Below are 15,428 nucleotides of genomic sequence, written 5' to 3'. Positions count from 1 at the left end.
GAGGAGGCGACGCCATGACCCCTGGAACCGCTGACCGGCCGCAGATGCTCGTCGAGGAGTTCGAGCAGCTCGCCCGCACGGCGCCGGAAACCGTGCGGCTGGAGTTCGTCAACGGAAAGCTGGAGGTCAAGCCGGTGCCGGACGGTGATCACGGGGCAATCGTCATGTGGCTCCTCAAGCAGTGCATGCAGCAGCGCCCCGAGCTGGCTCTGTACCCGGAGCAGGGACTCAGGGTCGAGAAGTACCGCGGCGGCCGGGTCCGGCCGGACGACTCCCTCGCACCCGAGGACCACTTCGTCGGTCAGGGCGAGTGGGCCGAGCCCGACGGCGTGCTGATGACGGTCGAAGTCACGTCGTACGACGCGGACACCGACCGGCGTGACCGGGTGGAGAGGCGCGACGGGTACGCGGCGGCGGGCATCCCCGTGTACCTCCTGGTCGACCGCGACGACCACAGCCTCACCGTGCACTCCGAGCCGGAGGGCGGCACGTACCGCACCCGGACGACCCGGCCGTACGGCGCGGTCGTCGAGCTTCCCGCCCCGGTCGGGATCACGCTGAAGACGGAGCGGCTCAAGGACTACGCCCGCTGAGCCCCGCTGAGCCCCACTGAGCCCCGCCGGGATCCGCCCCCGCTCCGCCCTTGACTTCGAGAGCGCTCCAATCCGTAGCGTCACGGCATGACCACTCCACAGCCACAGCCACAGCGCAGGATCGGATCGGGTTTCGGGGCGACGAGCACGGCGGAGGAGGTGCTGGCCGGGATCGACCTCACCGGGAGGCTCGCGGTCGTCACCGGCGGCTACTCGGGCATCGGACTGGCCACGACACGGGCGCTGGCCCGCGCGGGCGCCCGGGTGGTGGTGCCCGCCCGGCGGCCGGAGGCCGCGCGGGAGGCCGTCGCCGGGATCGCGGGCGCGGCGGTGGAGGTCGAGGTCGAGGTCGAGGAGCTGGACCTGGCCGACCTCGACAGCGTCCGCGCCTTCGCGGAGCGTTTCCTCGCCTCCGGGCGCGGCATCGACATCATGATCAACAGCGCCGGGATCATGGCCTGCCCGGAGACCCGGGTCGGGCCGGACGGCTGGGAGGCCCAGTTCGCGGTCAACCACCTCGGCCACCACGCCCTCGTCAACCGGCTGTGGCCCGCGCTCTCCCGGGCGGGCGGGAGCGGCGGGGCCGCCGGGGCGCGGGTGATCGCGGTCTCCTCCACCGGCCACCAGGGCTCGGACATCCGCTGGGACGACCCGCACTTCGAGCGCGGCTACGACAAGTGGCAGGCGTACGGGCAGGCGAAGACGGCGAACGTGCTGTTCGCCGTGCACCTCGACGCGCTCGGCCGGGAGTCCGGCGTACGGGCCTTCTCCGTGCACCCCGGCGTCATCGCCACCGAGCTGGGGCGCCATCTGACGGACGGGGAGATGGTCGCCATGGGGTTCATGAAGGAGGACGGCACCTGGGCGGACTTCTTCCGCACCCCCGAGCAGGGCGCGGCGACCCAGGTGTGGGCGGCCACCTCGCCGCGGCTGGCCGGTACGGGCGGCGCCTACTGCCAGGACTGCGACATCGCCGAGTACGCCGAGCCCGGTGCGGAGGGGTACACCGAGGGGGTGCGGGAGTACGCCGTCGACCCGGCGGGCGCGGCACGGCTGTGGGCGCTGTCGGCGGAGCTGACGGGGGTGGACGCCTTCGCCCGCTGACCGCTGACCGCTGACCGCTGACCGGCGGGCGCGGCGGGTACGGCTGCGTGCGGGCGGTCTGCCGTGGCCGGTGCGGGTCCTGACCGCGCCCGTACCGGCCCCCGGACGGTGTGTCCGGGGGCCGGTACGGGCGTCGGCCGGGGCGGGCGGGGCCCGGGCCCGTCACAGCCGACCCGTCACGGCCGGAAGACCGCCCGCACGCAGCCGTCCTTCTTGTGCTTGAACATGTCGTAGCCCGCGGGGGCGTCGTCCAGGGACATGGGATGGGTGGCCAGGTGGGAGGTGCTGATCTCGCCCCCGGCGATACGGTCCAGCAGCATCGGGATGTAGCGCTGGCCGTGCATCTGGGCGCCGCGCAGGGTCAGCCCCTTGTTGACCACCATGCCCAGCGGGAACTTGTCGACCGCCCCGGCGAAGACGCCCAGCACGAAGACCGAGCCGCCCTTGCGGCAGGCGTGGATCGCCTGGCGCACGGCGGTGGGCCGGTCCGTCTGGAGCCGGAGCTGGTGCTTGACCTGGTCGTAGAGGTGGTCGGGGCCGGTGCCGTGGGCCTCCATGCCGACCGCCTCGATGCACACGTCCGGACCCCGCCCGCCGGTCCGCTCGCGCAGCTCGGCGGCGACGTCGGTGGTGGTGTAGTCGATGGTCTCGGCGCCGGTGTGCTCCTCGGCCATCGCCAGCCGCTCGGGGATCCGGTCGATGCAGACGACGCGCTCGGCGCCCTTGAGGACCGCCGCCCGCGCCGCCATCTGCCCGACCGCGCCGCAGCCCCACACCGCGACCACGTCGCCCGGTTTCACCCCGCCCAGATCGGCGCCCATCCAGCCGGTGGGCACCGAGTCGGAGGCGAACAGCGCGCTGGTGTCGTCGACGCCCTCGGGGACGGTGAACGCCCCGTGGTCGGCGAAGGGCACCCGCACGTACTCGGCGTGGCTGCCGCGGATGCCGCCCATGGCGTGCGAGTAGCCGAAGATCCCGGCGGTCTCGTAGCCGAAGAGGGCCTGGCCGATGCCCGGATTGGTGTTGCTGTTGTCGCACAGCGACCACAGGTCGTTCTCGCAGTACCAGCAGTTGCCGCAGCCGATGAACGAGCACACCACGACCCGGTCGCCGGTCTTGTGGCGGTGCACCCCGGGGCCGGTCTCCACCACCTCGCCGACGAACTCGTGCCCGATCACGTCGCCGGCCTGCATGGCCGGGATGTAGCCGCCGATCAGGTGCAGGTCGGAGCCGCAGGTGGTGCTCGCCAGCAGCTTCACGATCATGTCCTGGTCGTTGCGGATCTCCGGATCGGGGACCTGCTCGACGGACAGCTTGTTCACGCCCTCCCAGCAGACCGCCCTCACAGCACTCCCTCCCCGCCGGCGCGCCGGGTGGCCAGCCCGACGAGCCTGCTGCCCAGGGTCTCCTCCCGGGCGGTGGGCACGTCCGGGCGCAGTACCTCGCCCGTCTCCAGCAGCGCCTTGGCCTGCCGCAGCGCCTGCCGTACCGGTTGGCGCGGGTCCTCGCCCGCGAGCCGGGCGGGCAGCGAGTACTGGGCGGGCTGCGCCCTGACGGGCGTGCTCCCCTCGCGCAGCCGCGCCGCCAGCTCGGTGCCGCGGCCGCCGGGGGCGGGCCGTACGGCGACCTCCAGATCGTCGCCGAACTCGTCCAGCGGGCGGGGCGGCCGGCCGCCGTCGGGCAGCACCGCCTGGGGCGGGCGGTTGACGGTGACGACCAGCCACCGCTCGCCCCGCCGGACGTCCGCCGGCGGGGACGCGAGTTTGCGCAGGGCCACCGCGCCCGCCCCGGCACCGGCGAGGACCAGCGCTGTGCGCGCCGCGTGTTTCATGGGTTCTCCGCCTCTCGTCCGGCCGCACACGGGTGTACGTCTGCCGCGCATGCCGCCTTCCTGCTGTTTCAGGGGGGCCGGGGTACCCGTGTCCGGTGGCTCCATGCGCCCGCCGGACACGGCCGGTCGGAGCCTGGAGAGCGTTCTCTCACTCGTGCGGGTGACGGAGAACGGAAGCGGCTGGGTAGTGTGATGAAGTCGGCGAGGATCTGCCTCATGGGAGCAGTGATGAGTGTCGAGCCCGAGTACGCGTGGCCGCGACCGCCGGCGGGCGGATACACCGCCGACGATCTGGACCGGCTGCCCGATCTGCCCCCCCACACGGAGCTGATCGACGGGAGCCTCGTCTTCGTGAGTCCGCAGACCAAGTTCCACATGCGCGCCATGCGTGTGCTTGAGCACAATCTTCTCCTGGCCGCGCCGCCCGAACTGGAAGTCGTCCGTGAGATGACCGTAACCCTGGGGGAACGCGACCGCCCGGAGCCGGATGTCATGGTGACCAGGTCTGACGCGGACACCGGTCCCCGCCAGACCAGCTACCGCCCCGAGGACGTCGTCCTCGCCGTCGAGGTGGTGTCGGAGGACTCCCGGGCGCGGGACCGGGAGACCAAGCCGCGCAAGTACGCGGCGGCCGGCATTCCGCACTTCTGGCGGATGGAGGAGGACGGCGGGCGGCCGGTCGTCTACGTCTTCGAGCTGGAGCCCGCCACCCGCACCTACGCCGTGACCGGCATCCACCACGACCGGCTCAAGGTGACCGTGCCGTTCGAGCTGGACATCGACCTGACGGCGGTCGCCCGGCGCTGAGCCGCCCGCGGTCCCGGGGCGGGCACGGCGGGGGTCAGGCGCCGCCGCGCGACCGGTAGTCGGTCGCTCCGGTGTGGGTGGGCTCCTTCTGCTTGCGGGGGATGAGTCCGAGGAGCCCGAGCAGACCGAGCAGGCCCCACAGACCCGCGTTGCCGCCGCCGTCGTCCTCCTCCCCGTCCTGGGCGAGGATCATCGGTGCCGCCGCGACGGGGGTGTCCGCCGTTTCGGCCGGTGTCTGGGCGACCGCCGACGAGACCGGGGCGAGAGAGAGGACGAGAGCGGTGGCCGCTGCTGTCGCGATCTTGCGCATGAGCTGTCCCTGTGTTGTCGCGGTGAGTCCGGCGGACGGCCGTGAGCCGCCCGGCGCGGACCTTTCACCCCATCGCCGCACGCCCCTCCGGACACGTCCACCGCAGGAGGGGAGGCGTAGGCCGTCCGGGTGAAAAGGGCGGGCGCTCCCGCTCGCGTGCAAACGGACACGGGTTCCCGGAATGTGAGCTGCCTAACGTTTCACCGGCGTTTCCGTGTGAGGACGCCCGGCACCGGGCATGGGTGGCCGCTGAGCCGGTGCGACGTGGCGCCGCGCCACCACTGCCCGTGGGCGGAACATCTCACGATGTGGTAGAGGCGGGGTCGAAAAGGCCTGCTCGGTAAACTGGAACGACCGCTGGGTTCCTGTACGGGAGCCCCGGAAGACAAAGTTACGAGGAGCGCACGTGGGCCTTGTCGTGCAGAAGTACGGCGGCTCCTCCGTTGCCGATGCCGAGGGCATCAAGCGCGTCGCCAAGCGAGTCGTCGAAGCCAAGAAGAACGGCCACCAGGTGGTCGTCGTGGTTTCGGCGATGGGTGACACTACGGACGAGCTGATCGATCTCGCTGGAGAGGTGTCCCCGGTAGCGTCGGGGCGCGAGTTCGACATGCTGCTGACAGCCGGGGAGCGGATCTCCATGGCGCTGCTGGCGATGGCGATCAAATCCCTGGGACACGAGGCGCAGTCGTTCACCGGCAGCCAGGCCGGTGTCATCACCGACTCCGTCCACAACAAGGCCCGCATCATCGACGTCACACCGGGCCGCATCAAGACCGCTCTGGACGAGGGCAACATCGCCATCGTCGCCGGCTTCCAGGGCGTGTCGCAGGACAAGAAGGACATCACCACCCTGGGCCGGGGTGGCTCGGACACCACCGCGGTGGCGCTGGCCGCCGCGCTGGACGCCGAGGTCTGCGAGATCTACACCGACGTGGACGGCGTGTTCACCGCCGACCCGCGGGTCGTGAAGAAGGCCCGCAAGATCGACTGGATCTCGTTCGAGGACATGCTGGAGCTGGCCAGCTCCGGTTCCAAGGTGCTGCTGCACCGCTGCGTCGAGTACGCACGCCGTTACAACATCCCGATCCACGTCCGCTCGTCCTTCTCCGGACTGCGGGGCACATGGGTCAGCAATGAACCGCAGGGAGACCAGCCGATGGAGCAGGCGCTCATCTCGGGTGTCGCGCACGACACCTCCGAGGCGAAGATCACGATCGTCGGGGTGCCCGACAAGCCGGGCGAGGCCGCCAAGATCTTCCGGGCGATCGCGGACGCCGAGCTGAACATCGACATGGTGGTGCAGAACGTCTCCGCCGCGTCCACCGGACTGACCGACATCTCCTTCACCCTCCCCAAGACCGACGGCCGCCGCGCCATCGAGTCGCTGGAGAAGGCCAAGGGCGGCATCGGCTTCGACTCGCTGCGCTACGACGACCAGATCGCCAAGATCTCCCTGGTCGGCGCCGGGATGAAGACCAACCCGGGGGTGACCGCGACCTTCTTCGAGGCGCTGTCGGGCTCCGGGGTCAACATCGAGCTGATCTCCACCTCCGAGATCCGCATCTCGGTCGTGACCCGCAAGGACGACGTCAACGAGGCCGTGCGGGCCGTGCACACCGCGTTCGGCCTGGACAGCGACAGCGACGAGGCCGTCGTCTACGGGGGCACCGGGCGATGACCCCCGCCGCCTCGGGCGTCCCGCGCTCCGGGGATCGCGCCGGCCGGCCCACCCTGGCCGTCGTCGGCGCGACCGGCGCGGTGGGCACCGTGCTGCTCGGGCTGCTGTCGGAGCGCGCGGACGTCTGGGGCGAGATCCGGCTGGTCGCCTCGCCCCGGTCCGCGGGCCGCAAGCTGACCGTGCGCGGTGAGCAGACCGAGGTGCTCGCCCTGGGCGAGGAGGTCTTCGAGGGCGTGGACGTCGCGATGTTCGACGTGCCCGACGAGGTCGCCGCCCGGTGGGCGCCCGTGGCGGTCGCCAGGGGCGCGGTGGTGGTGGACAACTCCGCCGCGTTCCGGATGGATCCGCGGGTGCCGCTGGTCGTTCCCGAGGTGAACGCCCACGCGGCCCGGAGCCGCCCGCGCGGCATCATCGCCACCCCCGACTGCACCACCCTGACGATGATCGTCGCGCTGGGCGCCCTGCACGCCGAGTGGGGTCTGGACGAGCTGGTCGTCTCCTCGTACCAGGCCGTCTCCGGAACCGGGCAGCGGGGCGTGGACACCCTGCGCGAGCAGCTCTCCGCCGTGGCCGGCACCGCGGTGGGCACCCAGCCCGGCGATCTGCGCCGGGCGGTCGGCGACCGCACCGGCCCGTACCCGGCGCCGATCGCGCTCAACGTGGTGCCCTTCGCCGGTACGGCGGCGCGGGACGGCTGGACCACCGAGGAGCTGAGGATCCGCGACGAGTCGCGGAAGGTCCTCGGACTGCCGCGGCTGCGCGTCACCGCGACGTGCGTCCGTGTCCCCGTGGTCACCACCCACTCGCTGTCCGTCCACGCCCGCTTCGAGAACGAGGTGTCGGTGGCCGCGGCCCACGAGATCCTGGCGAGCGCGCCGGGCGTGGTGGTGTGCGACGACCCGGCCGCGGGCGAGTTCCCCACCCCGGCCGACGCGGTGGGCACCGACCCGGCCTGGGTGGGGCGGGTGCGGCGCTCGCTGGACGATCCGCGGGCGCTGGAGTTCTTCGTGTGCGGCGACAACCTGCGCAAGGGGGCCGCGCTCAACACCGCGCAGCTCGGCGAGCTGCTCGCGGTGGAGTCGGCGGCCGGCCGCGGCTGACGGGAGCGGCGGCCGGCGGCGGGTGCGGGGTCCGGAAGATCCCGGTATCGGCCATCCGGTGTGTGTCCGGTGTGTATCCGGTGCGTCCCCTGCGCACGCCCGGCGCGGGACCGTGAAGGAGTCGTAATGAAGCCACGCCCCGCAACCGCTTGATCCGGACCAACGTTCTGAACGAGGATTTTGCCTTCGCGCATCCGGAACCGCGGTCCGGGCGCGGGCGTCTTCACCTTCCTGCCGGAGAACCCTGCCGGAGACGAGGACGCCGAGGTGGCGGTGCGGAGGAAGAGGTGGTGCGCATGTGGTTCTTCGAATCGTCGTCGACAACGGCGGCCCACGCGTACAACCCTGACGGGGGGCAGTGTGTCCAACTGGCGTGGCAGAGGTACTCGGAATCGCGACGGCGCCCGCACGGATCCCCGAACGGGGCGGTGCGGCGGGCAGGGGCATGCCCGTGACCGTTCCCTGGCAGGCGTCCCGTCCGGCACCGGCACCGGCGCCGACGGCCACCTCGCTTCCCACGCGGCCGACGGACGCTGACGGCGCGATGGCGATGGCAGCGGGCACCACAGTCGACCACCTCACCGAGACCTACCGCGCCCACTACCGTTCCCTGCTGGGGCTCGCCGCCCTGCTCCTCGACGACACCGCCTCCTGCGAGGACGTCGTGCAGGAGGCGTTCATCCGGGTCCACTCGGCGCGGGCCCGGGTGCGGGAGCCGGAGAAGACCCTGGCCTACCTGCGCCAGACGGTCGTCAACCTCTCCCGCTCCACACTGCGCCGCCGCATCCTGGGGCTCAAGCTGCTCTCCAAGCCGATGCCGGACATGGCCTCGGCGGAGGAGGGCGCCTACGCGCGGATCGAGCAGGACGAGTTGAAGAAGGCGCTGCGCAAGCTCCAGCGCCGCCAGCGCGAGGTGCTCGTCCTGCGCTACTTCGCGGACATGACCGAGGCCCAGGTCGCCGAGGCGCTCGGCATATCGCTGGGCTCGGTCAAGGCGTACGGTTCGCGGGGCATCGCGGCCCTGCGGGTCGCGATGGGGGCGCCCGCATGAGCGGCGACAGCCGGCCCGGGGAACAGCGCGAACCGCACGGGGCGCACGGTCCCGCGCCCGGCACCGAACCCGGCACCGTCCCCGGCTCCGATTCCGGCTCCGATTCCGGCCGGGACCCCGGCGGCGACCGCCGCCGGGCGGGAGACGACACCCCGGCGGTCCCGGGGCGGGACGACCGGGCCGCGGAAGACACCCCGGACGACCGGACCCCGGACGGGCCGGACCTGCTGGAGCTGGACGAGCGGTCGCTGCGGCTGCTGCTGCGGGACGTGGTGCAGGACGTCGAGCCGTCCCCGGACGCCCTCGACCGCATCCACCGGGCCGTACCCGCCCGCCGGGCCCGCCGCCGCCAGCTGGCGGTCGGCGCGGTCGCGGCCGGCCTCGTCGCAGGCTTCGCCGTCCCCGTCCTGACGCAGAGCGGTGTCGTCTCCCGGGTCCTGGACGGCACCAGCACCAGCGCCGCCGACGACACCCGGCGGGACGGCGGCTCCGCGACCGACGACCACGGCGGCGACTCCGACCGCGTCGAGGCCGGCGGAGACCTCCGGGACGGCGAGGAGACGGCCGGCGCGCCCGGCGGGGAGGGCTCCCCCGGGGACGGCCGCCCGGCCGAGCCCGGCACCGACGACACCCTCGCCCCCGTCTCCCCGGCCTGCCTGCGCTCCCAGCTCGACGACGGCGGCACCGGCGCGGAGCCCGCCGACGCCGACGGGCAGGTGTACGGGGTGTTCCGGATCACCAACGTCTCCGACTCCTCCTGCCGGATCACCGGCCCCGACACGGTCAGCGCCACGGTGCTGGGCGGCACCGGGGACGGCGACGTCACCGTGGTCCACCACACCGGCGGGAGCCGGGCGACCAGGCTGCCCGACCCCGGGCCGGCACCGGACTCGGTCGTTCTGGCGCCGGGCCGGTCGTACGAGGTGCGGTTCGCCTGGGTGCCGGACGAGGGCGGCGCCCCCGGCTGCCTCCCCTCCTCCGACCCGAGCCCGGCGCCCAGCTCCGGCACCGGTGGCGGAGCCGGCACCGGCGACGGCTCCGGTACCGGCGGTACGGACGGCGACGGCGGCGACGGCGGTACCACCGGCGAGACCGGCGACGGCACCAGTACCGGCACCAGTACCGGCGCCGGGGGCGGGGACGGCACGGAGGGCGGCGACGCCCTTCCGGAGGAGAGTCCGGGCGGCACCGGTACGAACGCCGCCACCCCCCAGCTCGGGTACGACACCGGCGGCCCCGGCGGCGGCACCGCCGCCTCGCCCACGGTGCTCCTGCGCTACGTACCGGCCGCCGGGGAACCGCGCATCGGCCGCGTCGAGATCGCGACCGCCTGCGCCGGGACGGTGTACCGCACCGGACCGCTCCAGGCGAAGTGACGGCGGCCCGCCCGGCGGCGCGCGGCGGGGGCGGCGGGGAGCCGGCCGGTCCGTCCCCGTACCGTTGAGGACGTGTACCGGTTCCTGCTGACGCCGCGCTGGTGGGCGATCAACGTCTTCGTCCTGCTGTCGATCCCCTTCTGCCTCTTCATGGGGAGCTGGCAGCTGGGCCGCTTCGAGGACCGGGTGGACACCCACCAGGTCCGGCAGGAGCGGTCCGAGGCGCGGTCCGGCGCGGGTGCGCGGTCCGCGGCCAGGCCGCTGGAGGAGCTGCTGCCCCTCACCGAGGAGACCGTGGGGGAGCGGGCCCGGGCCACCGGCCGCTACGACACCGACCAGGAGTTCCTCGTACCCGGGCGCCGGATCGAGGACCGCGAGGGCTTCTACGTGCTGACCATGCTGCGTACCGGCGACGGCCCGGCCCTCCCCGTCGTCCGCGGCTGGCTGCCCGGCGCGGCGGATCCGGCGCGGGTGCCCGCGCCGCCCGGCGGCGAGGTGACCGTGACCGGCGCGGTCCAGGCCCCGGAGACCCAGGGTTCCAGGGGCGTGAGCGTCGGTGGCGCCCTGCCGGCCGGGCAGCTCGGCATCATCAGCGCGGCCACCCTGGTCAACATGGTGCCGTACGAGGTGCGCGACGTGTGGATCACCGTCGAGCGGCCGCGGGAGCCGATGGCGGCCGTGCCGCCGGTCGCGCCGGCCGGCGCCGGGCTGGATCTGAAGGCGTTCCAGAACCTGGGCTACACCGCCCAGTGGTTCGTCTTCGCGGGCTTCGTGGTCTTCATGTGGTACCGGCTGTTCCGCCGTGAGGCGGAGAGCGCGCACGATCTCGCCCTCGGTCTCCCGCCCGAGCCCGGTACCGAACCCGGCACCGGCGGGGATTCCGCTCCCGGCCCCGGTGACGAGGCTCTCGTACGGCTCGACGGCAGGACGCCGCCGGGCCCCTGAGGCCGGGGGCGGGACCCCGGTCCGCATCCGCCCGGCCCGCCGGCCGGAAGCGCGTCACGTTCCGGGTGCGCGGCCACCGGCCGGTACGTGCCGTTGCCGTTGTCCGGCGGGCTCGGCCGGGCACTGCGCGCGGGCGGGGCGACCACCACCGCACGTCCGGACGTCCGCGGCAGCGTGCCGTTCGCCGTCCGGCTGGGAGAACGGCGGTGACGAGCGCGGGGCGCGGTGCCGCCGCCATGTCGAGCGCGGACGCTCCCGCCGTCCGGTGCCGCGCGCCCCCAGGGGTCGGGTCTACCGCACCTCGACCGCCGGGCCGTCCCGGTGCCGCCGCAGCCGGTCCAGCGCCTCGTCCACCTGCTCCCGCAGCTCACCGGGCACACCGTCCCGGTGGACCGTCAGCGTGGGGCGGGGATCCCGGGTGAAGCGGACGTACGGCACCGCCGGGTCGGCCGCGTCCTCCACGAGCCGCCGGACCGCACGGGCGTAGCCGCCGCCGCCGTTGCCGCTGTCGCACAGCTCGGCGGGCAGCTCGTACCGCCGCCAGCCCACCGGGGGGCCGGAGACGGGGAACACCAGCCGGGGGTCCGCCCGGCCCGCCCGTCCGCCGTCCCCGCCGGCGCCCTCCGTCCCGTCCTCCTCTCGTTCCTCCTCCCGTTCCTCCTCCCTTTCCTTCTCCGCCCGTGCGATCCGGCGGCGCAGCTCGTCCTCGGCCTGCCGGGGGGTGAGGACCGGTATGCCGTGGTCCCGTACGGCCTTGAGCCCTGCCGCCCGTGCGACGTCCACGGTGACGACCAGGTCGGTGCTCTTCGAGACGGCGGTCCCGACGGTGGCGCCGTGGCGCCCGGCCCAGGCCGCCACGGCCCGCACCTCCGCGTCCTCGCCGCGCGGCACCAGCCGTACGCCGCTCAGCTCCTCGTGGACGGGAGGCAGTTCGCGGGCGAGCTCCGGCACGTCCAGGAGCCGGGCCAGCCCGTGGAGCCGCCGGGCCGCCTCCTCCGGCACCGGGCTCCCGGCCCGGCGGAGCGCGACGCGCCACACCTCGCGGTGCAGGGCCCGCAGCGACTCCTGGCCGAAACCGGCCCGGCCCATCAGAGCGCCCAGTTCGGCGGCACCGTCCCAGGTGACACGGCCGCTTCGGGCGAGACGTGCCTCCAGCGCCGCGCGGTACGCCGCCGCGCCCGCCGGATCCGGCACCGTACGCGCCCTGACCGGCAGGGAACGGCACAGCCCGGCGAGGTCGCCCCGGCGCCCCGTGGCCGGGTAGGCGCGCGGCACGGCGCGCACGCCGCCGTCCCCGCCGTCCCCACCGGGCGGTATCGGCGGGGGCGGCCATACGGGGGCCGGCCGCAGCACGAGCCGGCCTGGCGCCGCGGCCAGCAGGGTCGTCAGCGCGGCCGCCGTGTTGCGGGCGTCGGCGAGCGCGACGTGCTCGGTGCGGGGCCACCGGCCCGACAGGCTCCGCACCGCGCCCGGCAGCCGGTACGCGCGCCAGTCGAGCTGGGCGCGGAAGGCGGTCACCGTGCACAGCCCGGGCAGGCCCGGCTCCGGTGGCGTCCCCGGCGGCGTCCCGCCCAGCCGGCCGAACTCCGCGGCCAGGAACCGCTCCTCGAAGGGCAGGTTGTGCGCGACCGTCACGGCGCCGTGCAGCAGCCGGAGCAGGGTGTCCGCGAGCTGCCCGAACGTCGGCGCCCCGGCGACGTCCCCGTCCCCGATCCCGTGGTGGTCGGCGGTCTCCTTCGGAATGCTCCGGCCGGGGTCCACCAGCGAGGAGAACTCCTCGACGACCTCGCCGTCCCCCCGGACGCGCACCACCGCGATCTCGCACACCCGGTGGCCGTGCCGGGGGTCGAGGCCGGTCGTCTCCAGGTCCACCACCGCGTACTCCGGCTCCAGGGCGTCGACGCCCTCGCCCGGTACGAGACCGCCCTCGTCCCGTACGAGGTGAACGGTGCGGAACATGGCACTCCCCGTAGTCGGTGTAATCGGCGTAGCAGTCTCTCCCGGCGGCCGGTCCCGTGCCGGCCGCCGCCACCCATCCTGCCCGCCGCCCCTGACACCGGCACACGGACCCGGCGGCGGCACCGGCCCCACGTCCACCGGGACGGATTCCGGTCAGGCGGACGTCCGGCACCCGTCCGTCACCCGCCCGTCCCGGCGATACGCCCCATTCGGCCGAGCGTCCGCGCCAGCAGCTTCCGCTCCCCCAGTTCCCCCCGGGCGTGGAGCAGGAAACTCGCCGGCCCCGCCGCCCCGAGGAGTTCCTCCTTCTGCTGCCGGGTGCTCTGCCGGACGGTCAGCAGCCCCAGGGCGGTGGCCGTCGTCCCCGCGACCACCGGCTGCCCGGCGAGCCAGGCGCCACCGGCCAGGGTCAAGGTGGCGGGAAGCTGCGTCCTGACGTTGACCGCCATGGTCGCCGCGCCCAGCCGCAGCTCCTGGAGGTGGCGGCGCAGCGCCTTGAGGGGGAGCGCGAAGCGGCTCTCCACCTCGTCCCTCAGATACTGCTCCAGGATCCTCGGGTCACTGATCCCGGCGAGCTCCGAGAGTTCGGCCGCCGCCTGGTCCACCGCGCGCCCGAACTCCAGGAACTCCCGCTCGTGGCGTCTGCGGAGCGCCACGATCCGCTGGACCGGAACCCGGTCGAGGTGTTCGGGGACGACGAGGTTCAGGGCGAGGAGGGCCACCCGCTGGGCGAGTTCGGTCCCGCGCTCCGGGGCCGCGGCCTCCGGGTTTCCGGGGTCCGGTGTTCCGGGCCCCACCGGCCCGAAGCCGTCCAGCAGTGCCTCCGCGATCCGGTCCGCGGACCAGCCGTTGGCGACCGCGTAGGCGTGGGGGCGGTCGGTGGTGAGCTGGAGCCTGTTGGCCGCCGCCACGTCCTCGGCCGGCACGCTCGTGTACACCGCCACCAGCCGCTCGTCCATGACCACCCACCGCCGGTCCGCCTCGTGCGACAGGTCGATGCGGCCCCTGACGGCCAGCCCGGCGTCCACCAGGGCGTCCACGACCTCCGGCCGCAGTTGGTCGTGGTGCACGGCGCCCGGGGCCGGCCCCGGGCCCGGTCCCGGGCCACCGGGCCGCGCCGCATGCCGGAGGCGTGCCGCGTCCTCCTGTCCGACACCGAGGCGGGGGCGGAGCGCGTCGGCGTGTCCGGACACCAGTTCCAGGAAGCGCGGCGCCACCGAGGCCACGGAGGCCCCGGGGGAGAGGCGCTCGACGAAGCCCAGCTCACCGGTGAGCACCTTCACCGTCTCGGAGTCGCGGGTCGCGTAGTCCTCGGGCACCATGCGCACGATGCGCGGCCAGTACAGCGCGGCGGCCTTGAGCCACCGGTCGTCCCGGACGTGGAAGTACGGGTGGTACAGGCCGTAGCTGCGCTGCCCCGCTCCGGGGGGAGCCGGCGTGCCGGTCACCGGGAGGCACCTCCTGGCCGCTCCAGATGCCGGTCGAGCGCCGCGCGGCTCCCGGAGTGCAGCGACCGGTAGACGGCCGCGTCCCCGGCCAGGCCGCGCTCCCCGGCGTACTGGGCGCACAGCGCGGACCTGTGGAGGGTGACGAGGGTGCGGAACAGGTCCCGCGCGCGCCGGTCCTCGCCCTCGTCGGACGCCACGGTGCTCACGTGGTCGCGGTTGCTGTTGAGCATGACGGCCTCGACGACGTGTGTCGGCTCGTCCCGGCCCCCGCGGCCCGCGGTGTTCCGGGTCAGCCGGAGGATCTGGAAGAAGGGGCCGCGCAGCAGCACCTCCTTCTCGTAGGGGTAGTCGGAGAGCCGGTCGATCGGCACCGCGCACATGGAGGTGACCGTGCCGCGGGGGAAAGCCGCCCGGTAGACGTCCAGCAGTTCGGCGGGGAGGCCCGCGACACGGATCTCCCAGAGGAGGGGGTGCCGCCCGGGATGCCTCCTGGCCTGCTCCAGTGCGAACGCCAGGGCGCTCGCGCGGTCCGTACTGGCCGACGCCATGGCCAGGGGGATGGACAGATAGCGCTGGTCCACCGGGCCGGAGGCCAGTTCGGCGAACCTGCCCAGCTGGGCGTCCGAGACGCACATGCCGCGGTGGACCACGCCCTCGAAGTTGTCCGCGTGGGTGTGCCGGTGCCGGTAGTTGAACAGGTCGATGCTCAGCAGCTCGACCAGGAAGGCCGCGCTGCGCAGCGCCTTAGTGTCGCGGGTGAGGCCGGCGTCCCGGAACGCCGCGTTGATCGTGCCGAAGATCCGCCGGTAGCCCGGCTGGGAGGTGTAGAGGCGGATCGCGCTGTAGTCGTCGCCGTCGCCGTCGTCCTCACCGGGGTCCCGCCGGTCCGCCCACTCCTTCACACCGGAGAAGAGCGCGGCGACCCGCTGCCCGTCCTCCTCCCCGCCCTCCCCGTCCTCCCCGTCGCTCCCTCCGGTGCCGGCCCGGGCCGCCTGGCGTTCCAGGTACTCCCGCAGATCGGCCACGAAGTCGGGATACCGGTCCCAGTGGACGCGGATGTCGTTGATCGCCCTGCGCACCTGGTCCATCCGGCTGCCCACGTCCGCACCGGCGAAGAAGGGCTGCTGGTCGCGCAGGCTCCCGCTGTGGCACATCGGCCGGAGCGTGGACCAGTCCCCGAACCGGCTCAACCGCCGCGTCACCGCCATGGCACACCCCCTTGTCGC

14 protein-coding genes are annotated in these 15,428 nt (G+C 74.0%); 8 read left to right on the top strand and 6 right to left on the bottom strand.

Annotated elements, in window-relative coordinates:
• Positions 1–14 precede the first annotated feature (14 nt).
• Together CUT44_RS18190 and CUT44_RS18185 are read left to right on the top strand one after the other, a co-directional pair.
• Complete coding sequence (locus CUT44_RS18190) at positions 15–593, top strand: Uma2 family endonuclease (RefSeq protein ID WP_100202931.1); 579 nt, start codon at positions 15–17, stop codon at positions 591–593.
• Positions 594–680: 87 nt separating this feature from the next.
• Positions 681–1,697 (top strand): SDR family NAD(P)-dependent oxidoreductase, encoded by a 1,017-nt coding sequence (locus tag CUT44_RS18185; RefSeq protein ID WP_100202930.1) that lies wholly within the window; start codon positions 681–683, stop codon positions 1,695–1,697.
• 176 nt (positions 1,698–1,873) lie between these two features.
• Here the strand turns inward: CUT44_RS18185 and CUT44_RS18180 are convergent, their stop codons facing one another.
• Together CUT44_RS18180 and CUT44_RS18175 are read right to left on the bottom strand one after the other, a co-directional pair.
• On the bottom strand, positions 1,874–3,043 hold the full coding sequence (locus CUT44_RS18180; protein ID WP_100202929.1) for a zinc-dependent alcohol dehydrogenase: 1,170 nt from the start codon (positions 3,041–3,043) through the stop codon (positions 1,874–1,876).
• Positions 3,040–3,528 (bottom strand): hypothetical protein, encoded by a 489-nt coding sequence (locus tag CUT44_RS18175; protein ID WP_100202928.1) that lies wholly within the window; start codon positions 3,526–3,528, stop codon positions 3,040–3,042. Before CUT44_RS18175 ends, CUT44_RS18180 begins: the two co-directional genes overlap by 4 nt.
• Positions 3,529–3,756: 228 nt before the next feature.
• Here CUT44_RS18175 and CUT44_RS18170 point away from each other — a divergent pair, with 228 nt between their 5' ends.
• Positions 3,757–4,335 (top strand): Uma2 family endonuclease, encoded by a 579-nt coding sequence (locus tag CUT44_RS18170; protein WP_100202927.1) that lies wholly within the window; start codon positions 3,757–3,759, stop codon positions 4,333–4,335.
• Between the two features lie 34 nt (positions 4,336–4,369).
• Here CUT44_RS18170 and CUT44_RS18165 read toward each other — a convergent pair whose 3' ends face one another.
• Positions 4,370–4,645: a WGxxGxxG family protein gene (locus CUT44_RS18165; protein WP_100202926.1), complete on the bottom strand. Its 276-nt coding sequence runs from the start codon at positions 4,643–4,645 to the stop codon at positions 4,370–4,372.
• A 406-nt stretch (positions 4,646–5,051) separates the two neighbouring features.
• Between CUT44_RS18165 and CUT44_RS18160 the strand changes: the two genes are divergently transcribed.
• The 5 genes from CUT44_RS18160 (at position 5,052) to CUT44_RS18140 (ending at position 10,795) form a co-directional block, all read left to right on the top strand.
• Positions 5,052–6,323, top strand: a complete 1,272-nt coding sequence (locus CUT44_RS18160) for an aspartate kinase (protein WP_100202925.1) — start codon at positions 5,052–5,054, stop codon at positions 6,321–6,323.
• The gene (locus CUT44_RS18155; RefSeq protein WP_100202924.1) at positions 6,320–7,423 is read left to right on the top strand and encodes an aspartate-semialdehyde dehydrogenase; all 1,104 of its coding nucleotides are present in this window, start codon (positions 6,320–6,322) and stop codon (positions 7,421–7,423) included. Before CUT44_RS18160 ends, CUT44_RS18155 begins: the two co-directional genes overlap by 4 nt.
• Before the next feature lie 373 nt (positions 7,424–7,796).
• Positions 7,797–8,474, top strand: coding sequence for a SigE family RNA polymerase sigma factor (locus tag CUT44_RS18150; protein ID WP_100202923.1), 678 nt, complete (start codon positions 7,797–7,799; stop codon positions 8,472–8,474).
• A complete protein-coding gene (locus CUT44_RS18145; protein ID WP_100202922.1) occupies positions 8,471–9,850 on the top strand; it encodes a hypothetical protein in 1,380 nt (459 codons plus the stop codon). The genes CUT44_RS18150 and CUT44_RS18145 overlap by 4 nt, the downstream gene beginning before the upstream one ends.
• Positions 9,851–9,922: 72 nt before the next feature.
• Positions 9,923–10,795 (top strand): SURF1 family protein, encoded by an 873-nt coding sequence (locus tag CUT44_RS18140; RefSeq protein ID WP_100202921.1) that lies wholly within the window; start codon positions 9,923–9,925, stop codon positions 10,793–10,795.
• A gap of 291 nt (positions 10,796–11,086) precedes the next feature.
• Here the strand turns inward: CUT44_RS18140 and CUT44_RS18135 are convergent, their stop codons facing one another.
• From CUT44_RS18135 to CUT44_RS18125, 3 genes are all read right to left on the bottom strand, one after another.
• Positions 11,087–12,754 (bottom strand): 3'-5' exonuclease, encoded by a 1,668-nt coding sequence (locus CUT44_RS18135; protein ID WP_100202920.1) that lies wholly within the window; start codon positions 12,752–12,754, stop codon positions 11,087–11,089.
• A gap of 179 nt (positions 12,755–12,933) precedes the next feature.
• Entirely contained in the window at positions 12,934–14,202 is a 1,269-nt protein-coding gene (locus tag CUT44_RS18130; RefSeq protein WP_100202919.1) for a DUF6236 family protein, read from the bottom strand.
• Positions 14,199–15,410 (bottom strand): hypothetical protein, encoded by a 1,212-nt coding sequence (locus CUT44_RS18125; protein WP_100202918.1) that lies wholly within the window; start codon positions 15,408–15,410, stop codon positions 14,199–14,201. Before CUT44_RS18125 ends, CUT44_RS18130 begins: the two co-directional genes overlap by 4 nt.
• Between the last annotated feature and the right edge of the window lie 18 nt (positions 15,411–15,428).

It is taken from the genome of Streptomyces carminius (assembly GCF_002794255.1).
Classification (GTDB): Bacteria; Actinomycetota; Actinomycetes; order Streptomycetales; family Streptomycetaceae; genus Streptomyces; species Streptomyces carminius.
This window is presented reverse-complemented; position numbering and strand designations above follow the sequence as displayed.

Coding starts and splice junctions, on each gene's coding strand:
- CUT44_RS18145 (WP_100202922.1), top strand. CDS start 8,471: ATGAGCGGCGACAGCCGGCCCGGGGAACAGCGCGAACCGCACGGGGCG.
- CUT44_RS18135 (WP_100202920.1), bottom strand. CDS start 12,754: ATGTTCCGCACCGTTCACCTCGTACGGGACGAGGGCGGTCTCGTACCG.
- CUT44_RS18185 (WP_100202930.1), top strand. CDS start 681: ATGACCACTCCACAGCCACAGCCACAGCGCAGGATCGGATCGGGTTTC.
- CUT44_RS18125 (WP_100202918.1), bottom strand. CDS start 15,410: ATGGCGGTGACGCGGCGGTTGAGCCGGTTCGGGGACTGGTCCACGCTC.
- CUT44_RS18190 (WP_100202931.1), top strand. CDS start 15: ATGACCCCTGGAACCGCTGACCGGCCGCAGATGCTCGTCGAGGAGTTC.
- CUT44_RS18155 (WP_100202924.1), top strand. CDS start 6,320: ATGACCCCCGCCGCCTCGGGCGTCCCGCGCTCCGGGGATCGCGCCGGC.
- CUT44_RS18165 (WP_100202926.1), bottom strand. CDS start 4,645: ATGCGCAAGATCGCGACAGCAGCGGCCACCGCTCTCGTCCTCTCTCTC.
- CUT44_RS18175 (WP_100202928.1), bottom strand. CDS start 3,528: ATGAAACACGCGGCGCGCACAGCGCTGGTCCTCGCCGGTGCCGGGGCG.
- CUT44_RS18170 (WP_100202927.1), top strand. CDS start 3,757: ATGAGTGTCGAGCCCGAGTACGCGTGGCCGCGACCGCCGGCGGGCGGA.